17 protein-coding genes are annotated in these 22,855 nt (G+C 49.0%); 16 read left to right on the top strand and 1 reads right to left on the bottom strand.

Annotated features, from left to right (window positions below):
• Window positions 1-142 precede the first annotated feature (142 nt).
• Genes preA through AC58P7_RS13950 form a run of 3 tightly spaced genes read left to right on the top strand, consistent with a single transcriptional unit; the run spans window position 143 to window position 3,088 of the window.
• Window positions 143-1,438, top strand: a complete 1,296-nt coding sequence (gene preA, locus AC58P7_RS13940; RefSeq protein WP_497343695.1) for an NAD-dependent dihydropyrimidine dehydrogenase subunit PreA — start codon at window positions 143-145, stop codon at window positions 1,436-1,438.
• 2 nt (window positions 1,439-1,440) lie between these two features.
• Window positions 1,441-2,880, top strand: a complete 1,440-nt coding sequence (hydA, locus tag AC58P7_RS13945) for a dihydropyrimidinase (RefSeq protein WP_497343697.1) — start codon at window positions 1,441-1,443, stop codon at window positions 2,878-2,880.
• Window positions 2,873-3,088: a hypothetical protein gene (locus AC58P7_RS13950; protein ID WP_497343699.1), complete on the top strand. Its 216-nt coding sequence runs from the start codon at window positions 2,873-2,875 to the stop codon at window positions 3,086-3,088. Before hydA ends, AC58P7_RS13950 begins: the two co-directional genes overlap by 8 nt.
• Here AC58P7_RS13950 and AC58P7_RS13955 read toward each other — a convergent pair.
• Complete coding sequence (locus tag AC58P7_RS13955) at window positions 3,085-4,692, bottom strand: PucR family transcriptional regulator (protein WP_497343701.1); 1,608 nt, start codon at window positions 4,690-4,692, stop codon at window positions 3,085-3,087. The two genes, AC58P7_RS13950 and AC58P7_RS13955, sit on opposite strands and share 4 nt — an antisense overlap.
• A gap of 125 nt (window positions 4,693-4,817) precedes the next feature.
• On the opposite strand from AC58P7_RS13955, the gene AC58P7_RS13960 reads away from it, so the two are divergent.
• The 13 genes from AC58P7_RS13960 to AC58P7_RS14020 all read left to right on the top strand — a co-directional run bounded on the left by AC58P7_RS13960 (window position 4,818) and on the right by AC58P7_RS14020 (window position 22,849).
• Entirely contained in the window at window positions 4,818-6,260 is a 1,443-nt protein-coding gene (locus AC58P7_RS13960; RefSeq protein ID WP_497343703.1) for a CoA-acylating methylmalonate-semialdehyde dehydrogenase, read from the top strand.
• Between the two features lie 132 nt (window positions 6,261-6,392).
• The gene (locus AC58P7_RS13965) at window positions 6,393-8,156 is read left to right on the top strand and encodes an ABC transporter ATP-binding protein (protein WP_497343705.1); all 1,764 of its coding nucleotides are present in this window, start codon (window positions 6,393-6,395) and stop codon (window positions 8,154-8,156) included.
• On the top strand, window positions 8,153-9,994 hold the full coding sequence (locus AC58P7_RS13970) for an ABC transporter ATP-binding protein (RefSeq protein WP_497343707.1): 1,842 nt from the start codon (window positions 8,153-8,155) through the stop codon (window positions 9,992-9,994). Before AC58P7_RS13965 ends, AC58P7_RS13970 begins: the two co-directional genes overlap by 4 nt.
• 223 nt (window positions 9,995-10,217) lie before the next feature.
• Entirely contained in the window at window positions 10,218-11,012 is a 795-nt protein-coding gene (locus AC58P7_RS13975) for a lipid II flippase Amj family protein (protein ID WP_497343709.1), read from the top strand.
• A gap of 84 nt (window positions 11,013-11,096) precedes the next feature.
• Window positions 11,097-11,975, top strand: coding sequence for a radical SAM/SPASM domain-containing protein (locus tag AC58P7_RS13980; protein WP_497343711.1), 879 nt, complete (start codon window positions 11,097-11,099; stop codon window positions 11,973-11,975).
• 159 nt (window positions 11,976-12,134) lie between these two features.
• A complete protein-coding gene (locus AC58P7_RS13985) occupies window positions 12,135-14,081 on the top strand; it encodes an ATP-dependent DNA helicase (protein ID WP_497343713.1) in 1,947 nt (648 codons plus the stop codon).
• Between the two features lie 65 nt (window positions 14,082-14,146).
• A complete protein-coding gene (locus AC58P7_RS13990; protein ID WP_497343715.1) occupies window positions 14,147-15,556 on the top strand; it encodes an MFS transporter in 1,410 nt (469 codons plus the stop codon).
• 233 nt (window positions 15,557-15,789) lie between these two features.
• Complete coding sequence (locus AC58P7_RS13995) at window positions 15,790-16,923, top strand: acyl-CoA dehydrogenase family protein (protein ID WP_497343717.1); 1,134 nt, start codon at window positions 15,790-15,792, stop codon at window positions 16,921-16,923.
• 17 nt (window positions 16,924-16,940) lie between these two features.
• Complete coding sequence (gene mmgD, locus AC58P7_RS14000; RefSeq protein ID WP_497343719.1) at window positions 16,941-18,092, top strand: citrate synthase; 1,152 nt, start codon at window positions 16,941-16,943, stop codon at window positions 18,090-18,092.
• The gene (locus tag AC58P7_RS14005) at window positions 18,089-19,537 is read left to right on the top strand and encodes a bifunctional 2-methylcitrate dehydratase/aconitate hydratase (protein ID WP_497343721.1); all 1,449 of its coding nucleotides are present in this window, start codon (window positions 18,089-18,091) and stop codon (window positions 19,535-19,537) included. Before mmgD ends, AC58P7_RS14005 begins: the two co-directional genes overlap by 4 nt.
• A 39-nt stretch (window positions 19,538-19,576) precedes the next feature.
• Window positions 19,577-20,485 carry a methylisocitrate lyase gene (gene prpB, locus AC58P7_RS14010; protein WP_497343723.1) on the top strand — a complete coding sequence of 303 codons (909 nt, stop codon included), beginning with the start codon at window positions 19,577-19,579 and terminating at the stop codon, window positions 20,483-20,485.
• 28 nt (window positions 20,486-20,513) lie between these two features.
• Window positions 20,514-21,662 (top strand): acyl-CoA dehydrogenase family protein, encoded by a 1,149-nt coding sequence (locus tag AC58P7_RS14015; protein ID WP_497343725.1) that lies wholly within the window; start codon window positions 20,514-20,516, stop codon window positions 21,660-21,662.
• A gap of 20 nt (window positions 21,663-21,682) precedes the next feature.
• Window positions 21,683-22,849, top strand: coding sequence for an acetyl-CoA C-acetyltransferase (locus AC58P7_RS14020; RefSeq protein ID WP_497343727.1), 1,167 nt, complete (start codon window positions 21,683-21,685; stop codon window positions 22,847-22,849).
• The last annotated feature ends 6 nt before the right edge of the window (window positions 22,850-22,855 follow it).

The raw sequence follows: 22,855 nt of genomic DNA on the forward strand, positions 1-22,855 counted from the left end.
GAGGGAACATATGTTCGATATTTATGCAAAATGGTGTGTTTTGGGCTATATTTTGGCAAAATAACGCACTGACGTTCCGAGTAAATGTAAAATTGTTCAAAAAAGCCGAAATAGAGGATCTACGAATCAGGAGGGATTCAGCATGGCTGATTTACGAACGAATCTAGCTGGTATTGTGTCACCCAACCCTTTCTGGTTGGCATCGGCGCCACCGACGAACACGGGGTATCAGGTGCAGAGGGCTTTTGAAGCGGGATGGGGAGGCGCGGTGTGGAAAACGCTTGGCGATCCGATTATCAATACATCCTCGCGCTTCGCAGCCGTGCATTTTAATGGACAACGTGTTGCGGGTTTTAACAATATCGAACTGATTACAGACCGACCACTTGAAGTCAATCTCAAGGAGATCTATGAAACGAAGAAGCGATTCACGAATCACGCGTTGGTCGTGTCCCTAATGGTCGAGCCGAAAAGAGAGAAATGGCATGAGATCGTTAAGAAAGTCGAAGCTGTCGGCGTAGACGGACTTGAACTGAACTTCGGCTGTCCACACGGCATGGCGGAACGCGGAATGGGTGCGGCATCTGGTCAGCAACCAGACCTCGTCGAGGCGCAGACCATGTGGGCAAAAGAAGCCGCCCAGACACCAGTCATCGTGAAGTTGACGCCGAACATCACGGATATTACGAGCACTGCTCTAGCGGCGGTTCGAGGCGGGGCAGATGCGATTTCGCTAATTAACACGATTAACTCGCTGGCCGGTGTGGATATTGACTCGTGGAACACGATTCCGCATGTTGGGGGCAAGGGTTCGCATGGCGGTTATTGCGGTCCTGCTGTGAAGCCGATTGCGCTCCACATGGTTGCGGATTGCGCTCGCAATCCAGGCGTGAACATCCCTATCTCCGGTATTGGCGGTATTTCCAACTGGCGGGATGCGGTTGAATTCATGCTGATGGGTGCAACGGGTGTGCAGGTCTGTACAGCTGCTATGCATCATGGCTTCCGAATCGTGGAGGATATGATTGACGGATTGAACAACTACCTGGATGATAAAGGTCTTGCCAGCGTCTCCGATCTTATCGGAAAATCCGTTCCTCGCTACTCAGATTGGGGCAACTTGGATTTGAATTACGCGGTAGTTGCCAAGATTGACACGGAAACATGTATTAACTGCAATAAATGCCATATCGCCTGCGAAGATACCTCGCATCAATGTATTGAGAGACATACGGACGATCAAGGGAAGTCCTTTTTGAAGGTGCGGGAAGAAGATTGTGTCGGCTGTAATTTATGTGCGATTGTGTGTCCCGTAGATGGTGCAATCTCCATGGTCGAGGTGAAAGGAACAGAAGCGCCTATGACGTGGAATGAGCGGCAAGAGGCTGTTGCCAAGCTGTCTGAGGAGAAAGATGCCGAGAAGAAGGAGGCTGTGTAACTATGGCCAAACTCATTAAAAATGGAACGATTGTTACGGCAACAGACCAGTATCAAGGGGATATTCTCATCGAGAATGGCGTCATTTCGCAGATAGGCCTTAACCTTACAAAGGAAGGCGCGGAAATCGTGGATGCCACTGGCAAATATGTGTTCCCTGGTGGGATTGATCCACATACCCATCTGGATATGCCTTTTGGCGGGACAGTCACGGCTGATGATTTCGAGACAGGTACAAGGGCTGCGGCGTTCGGCGGAACGACGACCGTGATTGATTTTTGCTTGACAAATAAGGGCAAACCACTTAGTCAATCTGTTCAAACGTGGCATCAGAAAGCTGCGGGTAAAGCTGTCATTGATTATAGCTTTCATTTGATGATCGCCGAGATCAATGATGAGGTGCTCGCAGAGCTTCCGACCATCATTTATGAAGAGGGTATCACCTCGCTCAAGGTGTTTATGGCGTATAAAAACGTCTTCCAAGCAGACGATGGGACGCTGTACCGAACCTTGCTGGAAGCGAAAAAGCATGGAGCGCTAGTGATGGTGCATGCGGAAAACGGCGATGTGATTGAGTATTTAATTAAAGAGGCGCTCGAAGCGGGGCAAACAGACCCGATCTATCATGCGCTGACTCGGCCATCCCTAATTGAAGGTGAAGCAACGGGGCGTGCAGCGAAGCTCACGGCGTTAGCCAACTCTCAGCTTTATGTGGTACATGTGACGTGCGAAGAGGCTGTGCAGCAAATAACGGAAGCACGGAATCGAGGTGTCGACATTTGGGGCGAAACGTGTCCGCAATATTTGATGCTGGATCAGACGTATTTGGAAAAGCCTGATTTCGAGGGAGCGAAATACGTATGGTCACCGCCTTTACGGCCGAAGTTTCATCAAGATGTGCTGTGGAATGCGTTGAAAACAGGCCAGCTACAGACGGTGGGCTCGGATCAGTGTTCGTTTAATTTTACCGGTCAAAAGGATTTAGGGCTCGGGGACTTTAGTAAGATTCCTAACGGGGGACCTTGCATCGAAGATCGGTTCTCCATTCTGTACTCGGAAGGCGTGGGGAAAGGGCGGATCACGATCAATCAGTTCGTGGATATCGTGTCGACGCGAAGTGCGAAGCTGTTTGGTTTGTTTCCGAAAAAGGGGACGATTGCCGTCGGCGGGGATGCGGATATTGTGATTTTTGATCCAAGCGTGAAGCGTACGATTTCGGTAGAAACCCACCACATGAATGTGGATTATAATCCGTTTGAAGGTCTAGAAATAACGGGAGAGCCTGTGACGGTGCTGTCTCGTGGAGAGTTCGTTATTCAGGATAAACAATTCGTTGGTGAAGCCGGAAATGGTCAATTCGTGAAGAGGGGAACGTATGCTCCTGCATGCATTGAAACAGAACCGAAGAAGGAAACGGTCCAAGGAGGTGCAGCCCATGTCTGAATATGATCTCTTTCAAGCGGAAAAGCAAAAACTAGACGGCTACGTCTCGCAGAAGTTCAAAATCGTCGGTGTGCTCGAAGATCTCGAAGGGGCGTGGCTGGATCTCGAGCACCCCGGCGGGGAAACGGCAAAGCTGCATTTGACGACGGCTAATGCGCGAAAGTATTACGTCAACATCCTTCTGTCGCAGGGCAATTCTAAAGCTTAACGAATGGCACCGTGCACATACTCATAACCATGTAAAGCAAGTTCTAAGGCGATTCTCTTCTGCGGCATCATGAAATCGTCACCGAGGATCGCGGCGATTTTGTCGAGTCGATGGTATAACGTTTGCCGAACGATGAATAGCTCCTTTGCTGTTTCCTGCTTGGAACCAGACAGCGTTAAATACTTGTGCAATGTTCTCAAAAGCTGACCATTTTTCTCGTGATCATATGTCAAAATACCCCCGATGTAGGCATCAATGTAGGACGTAAGCTGACCCGATTGTTTCATCAGCAGGATCACTTTGTAGACGTGGAGATCGTGATAGAAGGGGTTTGGGAGCACGCCGATGTCTTTCTGGACCTCGACGGTTTCTAAGGCGGTATTGTAGCTGACATTGATCTGAAGCGGGTCGCTGACCGCCTTTCCGATACCCAGAATGGTTGAGAAAAGCGTAGTTTCTTGCGATGCCTCATTTTTTTGAAGGCGCTGAATGACGCGCAGAATTCGCTCATGGCTTGTGTTTGAAGGCATTTGGTCTAGTAGAATAAAGACGATCCGTTGTTCATACACCGTTGGCAACAAATAAAAGCCTTCTCTTTCAAATACGGAGCGAGCGATCATTTGTTTCTGGAAAAGCATGGTTTCTTGCGCTTTGGAGCTTTCAGACGACGAATCGAACACACAGACGATAACTGGGCCGAGCTTCACGGCAGGCTTGACGGTCATGACATAGTCGCGAATTTCCTGAAGCGAATGCTTACCGCTTAACCAATCTGTCACCCATAGATCCTGTTTGTAGCGGGTTTTCTCCTCGATATACGTGGTACGCATCATCTCTTGGGCGATGGCTGTAGCGAAACGATCCAAGGCGAGAATTTGGAACTCACTAAGCTCTTGATCTGCATATAAAAGCAAGTCTGCGAACAAATGTTCCAAGGCGAGAATTGGTCGGTGGGCAAGCTTGTTTTTGACATCGGTCAAATGAAACATTTCGCCGAAGATCCATTTTTCATAAAAGGCTGAACCTTCTTCCTTCGGTAGTGGTGGAACGAAAAGTGGTTCTGTCCCGAAAGGGAAAAAGGCGACCTGCGATTGAGTGGTTTCATGTAGCAACTTGAGGAGCGGGTGCAAGCCTTTGCCAGATAAGAGCAGCTGATTTAGCTTCGTGGAGAGCGATTCTAGATCAGAGACCATTTTGTGATGCTGATGGATGAAATACGTATGTAAATCCTGAGTGATATCAATATAGCGAACTTCCTCATGGAAAAAAATAAGCGGGAAATTCGATTGAAGGGCAAGCACTTTCATTCGTTCCAAAGGCTGCTTCGTATAGGTACCCAGCTCGATACAAAGTCCGGAAGCACCACTGTCGATTAGTTGTTGAAGGAATGAAAGACTCGTTTCTTCGTTGTCCTGCCAGCCAATCCCGGTGCTAAGAATCAGTTCATTACCATTTAAAAGGTGACCGACTTGTATGACTTCCATGATGTGAACCCAGCGAACTTTACGAGCCAGAGCTTCTTCCGTTGCAATGGCCTCCGCCTTCTGAAAGAGAGGGCGCTGCAAAATGTCGTGAACGGTTAACTGTAAGAGGGTCTGTACCATTGCAAGATCACCACTTTCATGGGAGGAAAGTTAATGTAAGTGTGAAATGTTAGGGATGAACCCTATTATACAATGTGTCCAATAACTTGTGGAGAAAATTTCTAGCGCCCAGGAGATGAGCGAAGATGACGAACCTGCAAAATTTGATCAATGGCGTTTGGATGGACTCGGCGGGTGGTGAAATGAGTGACGTCATCAACCCTGCGACGGGGAAGGTGATTGCGCGCGTGCCTCTTTCGACAGATGAGGATGTGGAGCTTGCTGTAAACGCCGCTCAGAAGGCGTATGAATCATGGAATAGAATGCCTGTTCCTAAACGTGCACGCGTCTTATTTCATTATTGGCAGCTGCTGCAGAGCCATGAGCATGAACTTGCCGAGCTGATTACGAAAGAGAACGGAAAGAGCTACAAAGAGGCGCTAGGCGAAGTACTGCGCGGCATCGAATGCGTGGAGTTTGCAGCCGGCGCACCTTCTCATATGATGGGCTCCACGCTAGCTAACATTTCTGCAGACATGGATTCCGAGCTATTTCGTGTGCCGCTAGGCGTTGTGGGGGGAATCACACCTTTTAATTTCCCGATGATGGTGCCATGCTGGATGTTTCCGTTAGCGATTGCTTGCGGGAATACTTTCGTCTTGAAGCCTTCGGAGCGAACACCGCTGACTGCGATCAAATTAGCTTCGCTGATGCAAGATGCTGGACTTCCTGACGGCGTACTGAATGTCGTACACGGGGCACATGACGTAGTGAATGCTTTAACGACATCACCGTCCGTCAAAGCGGTTTCCTTCGTCGGCTCGCAGCCCGTAGCCAAATATGTGTATGAAAGAGCGTCGGCCGCAGGTAAGCGAGTCCAATCATTAGCTGGCGCTAAAAACTATCATATTGTCATGCCAGATGCGCACCGTGAGAAGACGATTGAAAATATCATTATGTCGTCGTTTGGCTCTGCTGGGGAACGATGCATGGCGTGTTCTGCTGTCGTGGTTGTTGGGGATGGCGAGTCGTTTGTTCGTGAGTTGCAAGAAGCTGCCGGGCAATTAGTACTAGGGAATGGGATGGAGGAGAAGGTGACGCTGACTCCGATTATTCGTAACGAGCAGCGAACGCGAATCGCCAGCTATATCGAGAAAGGCATTGCCGAGGGTGCCCAGCTCCTTATCGATGGAAGAACGGTGGAAGCGTGCGAAGGAGAGGGCTATTTCCTTGGTGCAACGATTTTCGATCATGTGAAGCCAGAGATGACGATTGCGAAAGAAGAGATTTTCGGCCCTGTCTTATCGCTATTCCGCGCAGAGGATTTGGATGCAGCGTTAGATTTAGTGAACCAATCCCGATTCGGGAATTCAGCGGTCATTTACACGGAGAATGCAAAGGCTGTGCGCCAATTCCGCGAGGAGGTCGAAGCGGGGATGCTCGGCGTCAATGTGGGTGTGCCAGCGCCGATGGCTTTTTTCCCATTCTCAGGCTGGAAGGATTCTTTCTATGGGGACTTGCATGCCAATGGCAAGGATGGGGTCGAATTTTATACGAAGAAAAAGATGATTACTTCCCGTTATTTTTGAGCGAAGATGAAGGAGTAAGGGCCGCGAGCAATTGCGGCTTTTTTCGTTATATCAAAAGACTCCGTTGTCGGGAAGGAGCCAATTTAGTATGATGGAGTGTACGTCAAGAGGAATACGGAGGACTCCATTACTATGAAGAAGAACCGAAAAAACAGTAACTCCATGGGGCAATACCGCGAGCTGCTGGGTCGCTATTTGTTTCCACAGAAGGGGACACTGATTGGGTTGTCACTGCTATTGTTCGGCTCGATCGGGCTGCAGCTCATAAATCCGCAAATCATTCGCTATTTTATTGATACGGCTCAGTCGCAAGGGGCGATGCAGCCGCTTTTTACCGCCGCGGTCCTGTTTATTGGATTTGCACTGGTCCAGCAGGTTGTTTCGGTCATTGCCACTTATTTTAGCGAAAATGTCGGTTGGAAAACGACGAATAAGCTGCGCGTCGATCTTGCTGCTCATTGCCTATCGCTGGATATGTCTTTTCATAAAAGTCATACATCCGGCTCGTTGATTGAACGCGTGGATGGCGATGTGAATGCGCTTGCGAATTTCTTCTCCAGCATGATCATACATTTATTTGGGAATGTGCTGCTCATGGCGGGTATTCTCGTTCTCTTATTTCGTGAAAATTGGTTAATTGGAACGGGAATGGCGGTTTTCGTTGTTTTCGCGATTTATATGATTCAATGGATTCGTCAATTTGCTGTGCCCGTTTGGGCAGGGTGGCGGCAGGCGAACGCTGAGTTTTATGGTTTTATCGGTGAGTACTTGGAGGGTACGGAAGATATTCGTGCGAATGGCGCTGTGAGCTTCGTCATGAATCGTTTTTATACGATGCTGAGAAAAATGCTGCCGCTCCGCGTCAAAGCGTTCCTCGGTTTTTGCGCGATGTGGAACATGTCGATCTTCGTTTTCGCACTAGGGAATGCGATGGCGTTTGGGATCAGCGCTTACTTATGGCATGGTAATCACATTTCACTAGGAACGGTGTATTTGATTTTCTTTTATACGGAATTACTTGCGAAGCCAATTGAAAAGATCCGAACGCAAATGGAGGATTTGCAAAAAGCAGATGCAAGTATTTCCCGTATTCGAGAGTTATTCGCGATTAAGTCCAAGATTCAAGATGGGCCAGGTGCGCAGCTTCCTAATGGACCGCTTTGTGTTGATTTCAAGGATGTGACCTTTAGCTATGATGAGGACCAGCCTACAATTATTGACTTGACGATGACACTGAAGCCTGGTGAAGTGCTTGGTCTGCTGGGGCGGACAGGGAGCGGGAAGTCCACAATTGCACGCTTGCTGTTGCGTTTCTATGACCCGCAAAGCGGTGTCATTTCCCTTGGGGGAACAGATATTCGCTCGTGTAAATTAGCTGATCTACGGAAGCGTGTCGCACTCGTGACGCAAAATATTGAGATCATCCAAGGGACGATTCGAGATAATTTGACCTTCTATGATGAGACAATCCGAGATGAACAGATTATTGAGGTGCTTCATGAACTAGGTCTGGGCGCTTGGTATGAGGCTATGCCGGATGGACTGAATACGGGACTTGCTTCGGGTGGAAGCAGCTTGTCTGCTGGTGAAGCACAGTTGTTGGCATTTGCACGTGTTTTCTTAACGAACCCGGGACTTGTCATCATGGATGAAGCTTCATCAAGACTGGATCCTCTGACCGAGAAACGGATGGAGAAAGCTGTTTCTAAGCTGCTGAATGAGCGCTCCTGCATCATGATTGCTCATCGACTTGCTACGGTTCAACGTGCAGATCATATTGTTATTTTGGATGGAGGACGCGTACTGGAATCTGGCAAAAGAGAGCTTCTCGCCGCTGACCCGAAATCCCGCTTCAGCCAATTACTGGCTACTGGGCTCGAGGAGGTGTTAGCATGACGACTTTTCAATATTTAAAAGGACTGATTATGTATCGGCCCTTTCGATATTTCATTAACGCCTTGGCATGGACGGTCATTTATTTGGCGCCTATCGCGCCGGGGCTTATTACAAAAGCTTTTTTCGACACATTAACGGGAAATGCCACGCTGAAGTTTAGCGTTTGGGGATTGATTGCACTGCTCATCGGGGCAGCGTTAGGCAGAATTCTACTAATCGTTTTTGGCTTTATTACCGATGTTCATTTCCGTTTTCGGATGGGGATGCTGCTTCGCCGCAATCTATTGGAACATGTTCTGAAGCAGCCAGGTGCGGGGGCCATTCCGGTATCGCCGGGTGAAGCCATCAGCCATTTCCGGGACGATGTGGATCAATCGGAGGAAGCAGCGAGTTGGTCGGTTGATGTCTTTGGTATGACATGTTTTGCGCTTGTTTCGGGGTACATATTGATTCGCATCGATGCACAAATGACGCTGCTCGTGTTTATGCCGATCGTGATCGTCATCACAGCGGCTCAACTCGCTACCGTGCGTCTGCAAAAGTATCGCGCTGCCAGTCGGGAATCCACCTCGAAGGTAACGGGGGAGATCAGTGAGATGTTCGGCAATGTGCAGGCCATTCAAGTGGCTGGCGCCGAGAAGCGGGTGATGGAGAGGTTTCGCAGCTTTGGCGATGATCGTCGAAAAGCGATGCTGAAGGATCGGCTGATGAGTGAGCTGCTTGATTCCGTGTTCTCGAATTCAGTGAATTTGGGAACGGGGCTGTTGCTTCTGCTGGCTGGGACGAAAATGAGAGCAGGGACCTTCACCGTTGGTGATTTGGCATTGTTCGTTTACTATCTGACCTTCGTGACGCAATTTATTACGAATGTTGGGAAGTTTATCACATATTTTAAGCAAATGAGCGTTTCTTTGGAGAGATTGACGTATCTGTTGCAAGGCGCGTCGGCGAAGGTGTTGACGATGGTAAGGCCGTTGTATTTGAAGAAGGAGCGGGTGGGGGAAAGTAAGCAGGCTAAAAAGACTGAAAGAAATCAGGAGAATACTGCTATTGGCTATGGGCAAGACCAAGACCAAGACCAAGACCATGATAGCGTGATTGCGCCCTCGCTGCAGCGCTTAGAAGTGAATGGTCTCAGCTACACCTATCCGGATACGGGGAGAGGTATCACTGACATTCACTTCGCCATGCGTAGAGGATCGTTCACCGTGATCACGGGAACGATTGGCTCTGGCAAAACCACGCTGGTTCGTTCCCTTCTTGGCCTGCTGCCCAAGGAGAAAGGAACGATAGCGTGGAACGGCGTGCCCGTCGAGGACCTGGGCACCTTCTTTACACCGCCGCAGAGCGCATATACCGCGCAGGTGCCGCGGTTATACAGCGATACGCTGCGCAATAATATTTTGCTCGGGCAAGCGGAGCAAGGCGATAGCTTGCAGCAGGCACTGAATGCGGCGGTGCTTGAGTACGACGTCGCGCAGCTGCCTGGCGGGCTGGACACGGTCATCGGCCCGCGCGGGGTGAAGCTCTCCGGCGGCCAAGCGCAGCGGACGGCCGCGGCCCGCATGCTCGTGCGCGACGCCGAGCTGTACGTCTTCGACGATCTTTCGAGCGCGCTCGACGTCGAGACTGAGCAGAAGCTCTGGGAGCGGATGTTCCAGCGCCGCAGTGATGCGACGTGTCTGGTCGTCTCGCACCGCAAAACCGCTCTGACGCGTGCCGACCACATCATCGTGATGAAAGACGGCCGTATCGAAGCCGAAGGCACGTCGGAGGAACTACTGCACAGCAGCTCTACGTTCCGTGAGCTGTGGTACGGGGAGGACCGAAAGGCGTAACATTGGCGGTTACTTCCTTTGCAAGGTCGATTACAAATAAAGGAAATTGGAGATGAATCTCGAATAGTAGAACAAAGAATTGGCAAATGAAGCTTGTCTTAGCTACTCAAGCCTTATTCCTATTACCATAACTCACACAAACCCACCCGATGCTACCAACAGGAGGTGGGTTTTCATATGATTTAACGAATACAAATCACTCTTCCAAAGGATGATACTCCACATGATCAACACGCTCATTTTTGTTTTCATATTAACGATGATCATCCACACCGCAGAGACGCTGTCGTACTCGATTCGCTATGCTGGGGTGCGTGTAAACAAGCTCGCTGTGGCACTATCGCTAGTCGGCATTGTCGTGCTCGTTTCGCGCACAGCGAATCTGATACAGGCGCCGATGACGGCGCATTTTGTTGATTTTGCCAAGAAGGAGCCGACCTTCGACTTGGTGCGTTATTTGCGCATCACGCTGTTGGCCTCGTCCATTGGGACGGTCATTGGCATCGCGTTATTTCCGACTTTTATCAACATTAGCGCAAGAGTGATTGCCCGCCTCGAAATCGCCGGCTCCATTCCGAAGCTGTTCTCGAGTGTCACGATTTCACAGCTGAAGAACACGACCAAATACATCAAAAAACCGAAAGTCAAGCTAAGCCAATTCCGCTATCTGGGTATTTCTAAGAGGTTTCTGTTCATTAACATTATCGTAACAGCTTTCTATTCCGTAGGTGTTCTAGCATCTTTGTACACGGCTCATTTATTACCGGACCATGCGACGACAGCTTCACAGGCATCTGGTCTCATCAACGGGATTGCCACGATTTTGCTCACGATATTCATTGATCCACAGCTCGGGCTGATTACCGATAAGGCGCTTCATGACGAAGATCAGCGTAAACAACTAGGTAAAATCTATGCGCTACTCATGACAACGCGCTTTTTGGGTACGATGCTTGCGCAAGTTTTTCTAGTCCCATCGGCTTATTTTATCGCTTGGATCGTGCAGTTATTTTTCTGAAATGAGTGACATCCTTTCTTTCATCCGTCTTGCTTGGTATAATAGCCTCTATCATAGTAGCGCAGCTAGAAACGGAGTCTGACCATGAAGAAGTTCAAGAAATTTTATATTGAAATAACGAGCGTGTGTAATTTAGCTTGTACGTTCTGTCCGCAGACGAAGCGCCAAGCCAATTTCATCCAAATAGATACGTTTACGAACATTCTAGATCAAATCAAACCGCATACGGATCATATTTATTTGCATGTGAAGGGAGAGCCGTTGCTCCATCCCAAAATCGATGAACTGCTCGATCTGAGTCATGAAAAGGGCTTCAAAGTTAACATAACAACGAACGGTACGCTCATTAACAAAAATAGGCACAAGCTGCTCGATAAACCTGCGCTTCGTCAAATGAATTTCTCGCTGCATAGCTTTGATGGTCATGAAGGCTCTGAGGATAAAGAGGGTTATGTGACGAACATTCTGCGTTTTGCGAAGGAAATCGTCGCGAAATCCAACGTCATTATTTCCTTCCGCTTATGGAATCTGGATACGGATAATCAAACGAATTTGGAACGAAATCGGAACCGTGAAGTGCTGGAATTGCTAGAGAAAGAGTTCGAGCTCGATTACAAAATAGATGAGAAATTCGTCCGCGGAACTGGTGTAAAGCTTGCCGATCGCGTCTATCTGAATCAGGACCACGAATTCCAGTGGCCTGATTTGAAAGCGGAAGAGATTGCAGGACCTGGTTTCTGCCATGCCCTTCGTAATCAAGCAGGTATTCTAGTTGACGGCACTGTTATCCCTTGTTGTTTGGATGGAGAAGGTGTTATCAATTTGGGGAACATTAATCAAACGCCATTCTCTGAAATCGTCGAGGGTGAGCGGGCAAATCGCTTGTTTGAAGGCTTTTCCAGACGTGAAGTGGTTGAGGAATTATGCCGCAAATGCGGATATCGGGAACGTTTCAGCATGTAAAGGAAGGCTCATTCCGGACAGCAGGTATGCTGAGGGAGTGGGCTTTTCATTTGCAAATAGACGAAGTGCCTTTTATTCGGATTGGTCTTTTTTTGCATTTACCGCAAATTCATGAGATAATACAAGTTTGATTCATTACTATGGTTTGGGGGCACAAACGTGGGACGTTATCCATTTGCATATGATCATGCACAACCATTTATGCAGCAGGTTTCCGATTGGATTGCGGATATCTTTTATGACATATTGCCTGAAGCAGGCTTTGAAGTTCGGGATGAACAGATTTATATGGCGTTTCAGCTAGAGCGCGCTTTTGCGGAGAAACAGACGATTTTTGCGGAAGCTGGCGTAGGTACGGGGAAAACGCTGGTGTATCTATTATATGCGCTGTGCTATTCACGCTTCATGAAGAAGCCGGCCATCATTGCATGTGCCGATGAATCGTTAATTGAGCAGCTCGTTAAGCCAGGCGGGGATATTGATAAAATCTCTCGCCATTTGAATATGGAAATCGATGCTCGACTCGCTAAATCGCCAGATCAATATGTGTGTTTGGTCAAGCTGGACGAAGCGCGATTCGGACATGAGGATACAGGGTTGTACCGTGAGGTGCACGAGTCACTTCCTGATTTTGTGCATACACGAGAAGCATTACAAACGTTCCATGCGTACGGCGACCGTAAAAACTACCCGCAGCTGAGCGATGAGCAGTGGCACCGGATGAACTGGGATGCGTATCAGGATTGCTTTGTCTGTGATAAACGCCACCGTTGTGGACAAACCTTATCCCGTGAATCGTACCGGAAGTCAGCGGATCTGATCATTTGTTCGCATGATTTCTATATGGAGCATGTGTGGACGTATGACGGCAGAAAGCGTGAGGGACAGCTGCCATTGCTGCCCGATCACTGCACGGTTGTATTTGATGAAGGCCATCTGATGGAATCTGCGGCACAAAAAGCGCTAACCTACAAGCTGAAGCATATGGTGTTCGAGGAATTGGTCATTCGCTTATTGAAAGGTGAGGTCCGTGAAACGCTTGCCGTCTGCATTGATCGAGCGATTGAACAGAGCGAACGGATGTTTGAAGTGTTGGAGGGCTGTTGTCGCCCAATCGTTGGATCGGAACGGAAGATGATCGTTATGACGGATCTCTTGAAAAGAGAGATTCATACGCTCTGTGATATTTTGTCCGAGATTGAAGAGGAGCTCGTCTTTGAAGGGGAAATGTTTACCCTGAATGACTATCAACTGAAAATTGTTGAGGAGCATCTGGAGATGATGCAGAAGGCGCTCGCGCTATTCCGCAACGATCATTCCTTCATTTGCTGGGCAACGGAAAGCATTACAGGTCTCAGTTTGGTTATCATGCCAAGAACGGTGAAAGAAGTGCTGAAGGAGCATGTTTTTTCTTCTAAAATGCCAATCGTGTTCTCGTCGGCAACCCTTTCGGTGGAAGGTAGCTTCGACTATGTGGCGAACAGCTTGGGATTAGAGAAGTATCTCTCATTCTCAGTTGATTCACCGTATGACTATGCGGAGCGGATGGAAGTGCTTGCACCTCGCTTCACGGATGGCGGAACGTTCCATGAGAAAATGGATTGCGCGGTTGGATTGCTGAAAAGGACGGAAGGTAGAGCGCTTATTCTGTTCCCGACCTATCAAGAATTGCAACGATTCAAGAGTGAAATGTCATCTCGATCAGATTGCAAGGATCTAACCTTCTTCTATGAGGGGGATCAAGAAATCTCTCACGTGATTGCTTCGTTCCAAGGGGATGAGCACAGCGTCTTGGCTGCGGTTAGTCTGTGGGAGGGACTGGATATTCCGGGCCCATCGCTTTCGAATGTTATCGTCTGGGCGCTGCCATTTCCTCCGCAGGATCCGGTGTTTAACGCGAAACGTGAAGCTTCGGTGTCACCGTACGAAGAAGTCGATATTCCTTATATGCTGCTTCGGTTGCGTCAAGGAATGGGGCGTTTAATTCGAACGCGTGAGGATAGCGGGATCATTGCGATTTTCAGTAATGAGCTGCTTACAAATCCGTCGCTGCGTGAGCATATTGAGCGAGTTTTACCTGCTGGCGTTGTATTGAAGTCGGAATAGTCTATGAAAAATAACGTTAAACTACTATGAGAGTAGATATGAGTAAAGGAGGGAAGAGAGTAGAGATGAATGCTGTGGAAAATCAAGCTGGACCGGTAGGGAATCACGCCGAAATTAAGAGGAGTGTCCCGTGGATTTACTTTGTTATCTTTTTTGCTGTATTAAATGAATCCGTGTTTAACGTTTCCACCCCAAACATTGCGGAACAGTTCGGGCTCGATGCTTCTGGTGTTAGTTGGGTTGTTACGATCTTTTTTATCGTGTTTGGGATGGGGATGGTTATTTTTGGCAAGCTTTCCGATATGTTCAGTATTAAAAAGCTGATTACCATCGGGATCGTTGTTTATGCGATCGGATCCGTCCTTGGATTCGTAGCACAGTCGTGGTATCCCGCTGTTATCCTATCCAGGGCCATCCAAGGAGCAGGAGGCTCGGCGATTCCCGCGCTTATTTTCGTAATGGTTGCTAGGTATTTCTCCGTGGAAGAACGGGGGAAAATGTTTGGCATCATTACATCGGTCGTATCCTTCGCGATAGGCATTGGCCCTGTGCTAGGCGGTTATATCGCAGGCTCGTTCCACTGGGCTTACCTGTTCTTAGTCGCAGTTCCAGTCGTGATTGCCATACCTTTCTTTCAAAAGTTTCTACCTACTGAGCCGCGGCAAGCAGGAGCCTTGGATATTCTAGGTACCATCTTCCTAGGCGGCGTGATCTCCATGCTCATTTTATTTACCACGGAAGGGAGTTGGATGTTTGCTGTTACAGCCATTGCAGCACTCATCCTATTCATTCTACGTATTCGTAAGGCCAAAGATCCGTTCGTAGAACCTGCTTTATTCGCGAATTCCCGCTATCGCAATGGACTATTAATCGGATTTCTCATTTTCGGTTCGGTCATGTCGGTGATGTTTGTTATCCCATTGATGATGAGTAAAGTCTACGGTCTCAGTTCAGAAAATATTGGTCTCCTTATGTTTCCAGGTGCTTTCAGTGCCGTTATCTTCGGGAAAATTGCTGGTAACATGACAGTCAAGAGAGGCAGCCACTATGTTGTGTATCTAGGATTGTTCCTGATTGCACTAAGCCTTTTGCTGCAATCTTCGACGATTGGAATGTGGGTATGGTACATTGGCGTGGCGCTTGTACTGATGTACATTGGATTTTCGTTCGTACAAACGGCATTAACCGAGAGCATTACACAAATTTTGCCGATGAATCAAATTGGTATTGGCATGGGATTCTTTAACATGACGTCTACGATTGCTGGAGCAGTCGTTACCGCATTAGTTGCCAAAATCATGGAGAAGAAGCTGCTTGATTTCCCATTTCACCCGTTACTCTCTGACTCGAATGCCTTCTTGTACGGGAATCTTATTCTGATTCTGTGCCTAGTTGTCGTGGCTAGCGCGGTTTGGTATTTCGTTTCTTTAGGCAAAAAAGCGCCTAAAGGCACACACAGCCCTGTGACGGAGTAGGCTAATTCGTAGACATATCGAACGACATATTTGTGATCATGGTCAGCTCTCGCTAGATTCTTTCTAGCGTAGGCTGATTTTTTTGTCGCAGCGCAGTCTATTGGTTAACAAAAGCGTGTATATATAACATATATTTGAAAGCGTTTACAACTTGTCCAAAGAATAACGATCGACCCAATCAACCTCGGCCAATCAAGAGATGACAACAAGAATACGTCGAAGGAGGTCGTCGCATGCAGTTGTCCTATACCGAGACGCAACAAGAAATTCGAACAAAAGTCAGGGATTTCGCACTAGCGGAAATCGAGCCGAGTTCAGAAGAAAGGGATGAAGAAGAGCGGTTTGATCGTGTGATTTTTGACAGAATCGGTGAACTCGGATGGTCAGGGCTGCCATGGCCTAAAGCAAACGGAGGAGGAGGATCCGATTTTCTAACGTATGCGATGGTCATCGAAGAGCTTTCACGCGTATGTGCTTCTACAGGTGTGATGCTCTCCGTGCATACGTCATTAGCCAGCTGGGCGATTCATACCTATGGTACGGAAGCTCAAAAAGAAACCTTTCTAAAGCCATTAGCTGAGGGCAAATTATTAGGTGCCTATTGTTTAACTGAGAGTGAATCCGGCTCAGATGCTGGAGCCATGCGAACGACCGCTGCGAATGCGGGAGATGCATATGTGCTTAACGGATCTAAGCTATTCGTTACGAATGGCGGGGAGGCGGAGGTGTACATTGTATTTGCCTTAACGGATACCCAGAATAAGCAAAGGGGCTGCACGGCGTTCATCGTAGAAAAAGGAACCCCTGGGCTTATTTTCGGCACGAAAGAGAAGAAGCTCGGTATCCGTGCATCCACCACGATGGAGCTGAGATTTGAGGATTGCAGAGTACCCGTTGAGAACCGACTCGGCCCGGAAGGAGAAGGCTTCCGCATTGCAATGCGTAGTCTTGATGGCGGACGGATTGGGATAGCCGCGCAAGCAACGGGAATCAGCCAAGGTGCCTTCGACGTTGTCGTTGCATATGGAGCTGGAGCTGGTTTGCGCAGCAATGAACAGTTCGATGCCCATCTGTCTGAAATGACGACGCACATTGAAGCCGCAAGGCTGCTGACCTATCAGGCCGCTTGGCGTAAAAGCCAAGGGCTCACGTATGGGAAGCAGGCTGCCATTGCGAAGCTTTTTGCCAGTGATACGGCTGTAAAAGTATGTTTAAAAGCTGTTCAATTGTGCGGTATTTCGGGCTGCTTGAAGGAGTTGAAGGTGGAGCGTTATCTACGTGATGCCAAAGTAACTCAAATTTATGAAGGGACGAATGAGATTCAGCGTATTGTGATTTCGCGTTTGCTGCTTTCTGAAAGCACGTAGGAAGGGAGAGCGAAAACATGAGTGATCACTATTTGCCTGGACTTGAGCATGTGATTGCCAGCGAGACTAGCATTTCATATCTCGACGTGGAGAAGGAAGAAATCGTCATTCGCGGGTATGATCTCATGGAACTTGCGCAGCAAGTCACCTACTTAGATGTCGTTGGTCTTCTGCTTGAAGGCGTTTTGCCGGATCAGCAGAGGCGATTGGTCATTGAGTCGGAGATACAGTCTGTCTATGGATTACCCCCAAATGTGCGTGCCATGCTTCATTTGATGCCGGATCGGGCAGATATGATGGATGTGCTCCGAACGAGTATTTCAGCATTAGCAAGCTTTGATGAGGAGCTGGATGATCGATCTCACGAAGCAAACGGACGCAAAGCGATTCGTCTGCTAGCCAAAGTACCGCAAATTGTCGCGTATGGCTATCGCGCAATCACCAAACAGCCGCTTGTTGAGCCAGATCCTACGTTGTCGTATACGGCTAACTTTCTGTATATGATTACTGGAGAAATACCGACACAGATCGAGGAGGCGATATTTGATCAATCGTTAATTGTATATAGTGAGCATGAACTTCCCAATTCGACGTTTACGGCTCGCGTCATTGCTTCGACGCAATCTGATCTATATGGGGCCTTAGTCGGTGCAGTAGCTTCGCTCAAAGGTACCTTGCACGGAGGGGCGAACGAAGCTGTCATGCACATGCTGCTTGAAGCGGGTTCTGAAGATGATCTTGAAGCGTTGATTCGTTCGAAACTTGCACGGAAGGAGCGCATCATGGGCTTTGGGCATCGCGTGTATATGCGAAAACCTGATCCAAGAGCCCTGCTAATGAAGGATGCATTGGCTCAGCTTGCACCTGCATGTAAGCAACAGGAACTGTACGATATGTGCGTACGCGGGGAAACCGTGATGAGGACCGAGAAGGGGCTGCATCCTAATTTGGATTACTATGCCGCGCCTGTCTATTACTTACTTGGCATTCCGATTGAGCTGTTTACACCTGTTTTTCTTGCAGCACGAACACTTGGTATCAGTGCACATGTGATGGAGCAGCATGCCAACAATCGCCTCTTTCGGCCTCGAGTCCGTTATACCGGAGTAAGGGATTTACACCCGCCGCACGTGCAAAGTCTTTCAGAAAGTGAGGACGAGATCGTATGAGTACGCCTGATGAATCGACGCAGAGGGAGATGATTTTTGACCCGCTTATTGTGGAGATTGCTGACTACGCTTTGCATGCCGAAATTGAGAGCGAAGAAGCGTATCAAATTGCTCAGCATGTCCTGCTAGACTCTTTGGGAACAGGGTTGCTGGCGCTGCGTTTTCCGGCATGTACGAAGCATCTTGGTCCGATTGTTCCAGGTGCTGAGGTGGTTGGCGGTGCTCGTGTACCTGGCACAAGATATGAGCTAGACCCCGTGCAAGCCGCATTCAATATCGGTTGTATGATTCGTTGGCTTGATTACAATGATACTTGGCTAGCCGCAGAATGGGGGCATCCATCGGATAATCTGGGCAGTATTCTAGCTGTGGCCGATTATGTAAGTCGCAAACGCATCGCAGAGGGGCAGGCGCCATTCACCATGAAGGACGTCTTAACGATGGCGATCAAAGCCCATGAGATTCAAGGTGTGCTTGCGTTGGAAAATAGTCTTAATGCAGTTGGCTTGGATCATGTCCATCTCGTGAAAATCGCCTCAACCGCGGTGGCTACAGCCATGCTGGGAGGAACGAAAGAGGAGGTATGCAGCGCCATTTCTAATGCGTGGATTGATGGTGCGAGCTTGCGAACGTATCGGCATGCACCTAATACTGGCTCTAGGAAATCATGGGCAGCCGGTGATGCAACGAGTCGAGCGGTACGATTGGCTTTAATGGCAGTTGGAGGTGAAATGGGCTACGCTTCTGCATTGACAGCGCCGAATTGGGGCTTTCAGGATGTGCTTTTTGAGGGAAAAACGCTAACGCTCGCGAGACCTTTACGCTCATATGTGATGGAGCATATTTTATTTAAAATCTCATTTCCTGCGGAGTTTCACGCTCAAACGGCCGTTGAGTGCGCACTTACACTTCATGAACGTGTCAAAGACCATTTAGTTGACATAACTAAAATTATGTTAACTACACATAAATCAGCTTTACGAATTATTGATAAGAAAGGGGCCCTGCATAATCCAGCAGATCGTGATCATTGTCTGCAATATATGGTTGCGATCGGTTTATTATTTGGAACGTTGACTGCTGAGCACTATGAAGACGATATGGCTGTCGACCCACGGATTGATGCGCTTCGGGAACGTATGGTTGTCGTCGAGAACGAGCAGTACAGCAAAGACTATCTGGATCCTGATAAGCGTTCCATTGCAAACAGCATCCAGATTTATTTCAAAGATGGAACGTGCACGGAGAAAATTGTGTGTGAATATCCGATCGGGCATCGCAGGCGTCGTGCTGAAGGGTTGCCAAAGGTGATCGATAAGTTCAAAGCGAATGTGCAAACGCGCTTTCCTAAGAAGCAAACAGAGGAGATTATGAAGCTATCACTCGATTATGAGAAGCTCGTTCAAACATCTGTTCCATCGTATATGTCGCTTTTCGTGATATAAATTTGTCCGCAGATCAGCAGTGTGAGGTAGGAGGTCTCTATGTCATGGCTAATTGAGGAGGAGCCGAGTCAAGAACAGTTAGCTGTCCAATGGCGCTGCTTAGTGGAAACGGGACCTATTCTCCAGATCCCGGGTACACACGATGGGATGGCAGCAAGAATGGCGAAGTTGGCCAACTTTCAAGCGATATACTTATCGGGGGCTGCCTACACGGCTAGCAGGGGGCTGCCTGATTTGGGGCTCATTTATTCCAACGAGGTTGCAGAGCGTGCACGTGAGCTTGTTCGCGCATCTGGGCTTCCGTTGTTGGTCGATATTGATACAGGGTACGGCGGCATTCTGAATGTCGCTCGGACGGCTAAGGAGATGGTGGAGGCCAAGGTCGCCGCTGTGCAAATTGAGGATCAAGATATGCCAAAGAAATGCGGGCACCTCAGCGGTAAAAAACTCATTTCTTCTGAGGAAATGTGTCAGAAAATCCGCACGCTCAAAGCCGTGAGTCCGACGCTATATATTGTTGCACGGACCGATGCGAAAGGCTTAGAAGGTATGGCTGAGGCCATTACCCGTGCAAAGCAATATCTCGCCGCTGGGGCGGATGCTATTTTTCCAGAAGCACTCGAGAGTGAGGAGGATTTTCAAAATTTCCGAAGAGAAGTGGACGCACCTCTTTTAGCTAACATGACGGAATTCGGGAAGACACCCTACTATACTTCAGCACAATTTGAAAGCTGGGGCTACCGGATGGTACTCTATCCAGTCACGTCGCTCCGTGTCGCAGCCAAGGCTTATGAGCGTGTATTTGAGGAGATTCGTCAACAAGGGACGCAGAAAGCTTTGTTAGATGGGATGCAGACGCGTAATGATCTATATAAGGCGATTCGATACGAGGAATATGAAGCGTTAGACGGGACAATTGCGCGATCAACATGGGAGGATAAGAGTTAGTTGCATGCGGCTTGAGGGAGGGCTCCACATGGATTACAGCCTTTCAGAGGAATTGGAAATGATTCGCAGCATGGTGCGAGATTTTGCGACTGGGGAGGTTGCGCCGTCGTCGGCGCTGCGTGATGAAGAGGAGCGGTTCGATCGCCCGTTATTCGAGACCATGGGTGAGCTTGGCTTAACGGGGATTCTATGGTCCGAGGCGTATGGCGGACTAGGCTCGGATACGTTGACCAGTTGCTTGGTGTTGGAGGAGTTGGCTCGAGCTTGTGCTTCGACGGGGTATTCCCTATTTGTGCATAGTGCGTTGGCAGGTGCGGCTATTTCTACGTTTGGTACGGAAGAACAGAAGAAGCTATTCTTACGTCCGATGGCTGAGGGAATTAAGCTTGGCGCTTATGCGTTGACCGAGATGGCTTATTTGACGGGTTCAGCGGGAGGTGAACAGCAAACGAGAGCACTGCGAGACGGGGACGAGTACGTATTGCAGGGCGCTAAGTTTTTCGTCGCGAATGCAGGTGAAGCGGATGTTTATATGGTGTTTGCTGCAACGGGGGATGACCCAAAGGCGCACATGAGCAGTGCTTTTATCATTGAGAAAGGCACACCTGGTTTCATGATAGGCAAAAAGGAAAGGAAACTCGGGACGCGCGCGTCACCAAGCAGGTCGGTTGAGTTAGCTGACTGCCGCATTCCATTGGCAAATCGTCTTGGAGAGGAAGGAGATGGCCATCGGATTGCTTTGCATACGCTGGAGGGTGCACGCAGCGGAATCGCAGCCCTCGCTGTTGGTCTAGCACAAGCGGCAATGGAAGAAGCTATTGCATATGCCAAGACTCGCAAGCAGTTCGGTAAGCCGATTGCTCAGCAGCAAGCTATTGCTTTCAAGCTAGCGAACATGGCAACGCAAATCGAAGCGGCAAGATTGCTTACGTACCAAGCTGCTTGGCGGGAGGATCAAGGTTTGGGAGATGGAGGGAGCACTTCTTATTCCAACCTTTTTGCAGGGGACATGGTGATGTCGGTGGCGATTGAAGCTGTTCAAATCCATGGCGGCTATGGGTATACGCAGGCTTTTCCTGTTGAGCGGTTTATGCGTGATGCCAAAATGCTTCAAATGGTTGAAGCGACAATAGATGAGCAGCGGAGAGCAATTGAGCGTGTTTTAAAGGTGAAGTGAGCAAGATGGAGGCGATGACCATGCGGGAAAGCGTCATCGTAAGCGGGGCGAGAACACCATTTGGCAAATTTGGCGGAGCCCTGAAAGATGTTCCAGCTGTCGAGTTGGGCGGGATCGTTATCAAGGAAGCCATACGACGTTCGTCTATAGATCCCTCATCGATTGACGAGGTCATTATGGGCATGGTGCTGCAGGGAGGTGCAGGGCAAATTCCGTCCCGCCAAGCGGCGCGCAAGGCAGGACTGCAATGGGATGTGACATCGGAGACGATCAACAAAGTGTGCGCCTCCGGCATGCGCAGTGTGACAATGGCGGATCAAATCATTCGCTCGGGAGACGCATCGATCCTCGTGGCCGGTGGCATGGAGAGCATGAGCTGCGCTCCTTATCTCGCGACCCATGCACGGTGGGGAGCGCGGATGGGCGAACAGCGTCTCATCGATCTGATGATTCATGATGGACTGACATGCCCGTTTGAACGTGTGCATATGGTTGTTCATGGAAGTCGTGTTGCTGCGGAGTTCAGCATTGAACGTCAAGCGCAGGATGAGTGGGCGCTTCGAAGCCATCAGCTAGCGTTGCATGCGATGTCTAAAGGTTATTTCGCAGAAGAAATTGTGCCCGTCCCTGTCGGCACCATTGTGATGGACCGCGATGAGGGGCCACGCGCGGATACGAGTTTGTTGAAGCTGGCTGCATTAACGCCAGTATTCGATAAGCAAGGCAGCATTACAGCAGGGAATGCGCCAGGTGTGAATGATGGCGCAGCTGCTTTGGTTGTGATGGCGAGGGAAAAGGCCGAAGCCCAGGGCGTAAAGCCGCTCGCGACGATAGTTGGCCATACCAGTGTTGGTGAGCGAGCGCCTTATATTGCGACGACGCCAGCGCTGGCGATCCGGAAGGTGCTGCAGCAAACGGGAATGACGCTGGATCAAATCGATCGATTCGAGGTGAATGAAGCTTTTGCCGCTGTCGTGCTCACGAGCGAAACTTTATTAGGGTGGGACGCGCAGCGGGTCAATGTCAATGGCGGCGCCATTGCACTCGGTCATCCAATCGGAGCGAGCGGCACTCGGATTATTCTCACATTAATTCATGAGCTTCGCAGAATGGGAGGTGGTTACGGCATTGCAGCGATATGCAGCGGAACGGCACAAGGCGATGCAATATTGCTTCGTGTAGAGTAAATCTAT

Source organism: Paenibacillus sp. J22FR5, from assembly GCF_059691975.1.

Coding starts and splice junctions, on each gene's coding strand:
- preA (WP_497343695.1), top strand. CDS start 143: ATGGCTGATTTACGAACGAATCTAGCTGGTATTGTGTCACCCAACCCT.
- hydA (WP_497343697.1), top strand. CDS start 1,441: ATGGCCAAACTCATTAAAAATGGAACGATTGTTACGGCAACAGACCAG.
- AC58P7_RS13950 (WP_497343699.1), top strand. CDS start 2,873: ATGTCTGAATATGATCTCTTTCAAGCGGAAAAGCAAAAACTAGACGGC.
- AC58P7_RS13955 (WP_497343701.1), bottom strand. CDS start 4,692: ATGGTACAGACCCTCTTACAGTTAACCGTTCACGACATTTTGCAGCGC.
- AC58P7_RS13960 (WP_497343703.1), top strand. CDS start 4,818: ATGACGAACCTGCAAAATTTGATCAATGGCGTTTGGATGGACTCGGCG.
- AC58P7_RS13965 (WP_497343705.1), top strand. CDS start 6,393: ATGAAGAAGAACCGAAAAAACAGTAACTCCATGGGGCAATACCGCGAG.
- AC58P7_RS13970 (WP_497343707.1), top strand. CDS start 8,153: ATGACGACTTTTCAATATTTAAAAGGACTGATTATGTATCGGCCCTTT.
- AC58P7_RS13975 (WP_497343709.1), top strand. CDS start 10,218: ATGATCAACACGCTCATTTTTGTTTTCATATTAACGATGATCATCCAC.
- AC58P7_RS13980 (WP_497343711.1), top strand. CDS start 11,097: ATGAAGAAGTTCAAGAAATTTTATATTGAAATAACGAGCGTGTGTAAT.
- AC58P7_RS13990 (WP_497343715.1), top strand. CDS start 14,147: ATGAATGCTGTGGAAAATCAAGCTGGACCGGTAGGGAATCACGCCGAA.
- AC58P7_RS13995 (WP_497343717.1), top strand. CDS start 15,790: ATGCAGTTGTCCTATACCGAGACGCAACAAGAAATTCGAACAAAAGTC.
- mmgD (WP_497343719.1), top strand. CDS start 16,941: ATGAGTGATCACTATTTGCCTGGACTTGAGCATGTGATTGCCAGCGAG.
- AC58P7_RS14005 (WP_497343721.1), top strand. CDS start 18,089: ATGAGTACGCCTGATGAATCGACGCAGAGGGAGATGATTTTTGACCCG.
- prpB (WP_497343723.1), top strand. CDS start 19,577: ATGTCATGGCTAATTGAGGAGGAGCCGAGTCAAGAACAGTTAGCTGTC.
- AC58P7_RS14015 (WP_497343725.1), top strand. CDS start 20,514: ATGGATTACAGCCTTTCAGAGGAATTGGAAATGATTCGCAGCATGGTG.
- AC58P7_RS14020 (WP_497343727.1), top strand. CDS start 21,683: ATGCGGGAAAGCGTCATCGTAAGCGGGGCGAGAACACCATTTGGCAAA.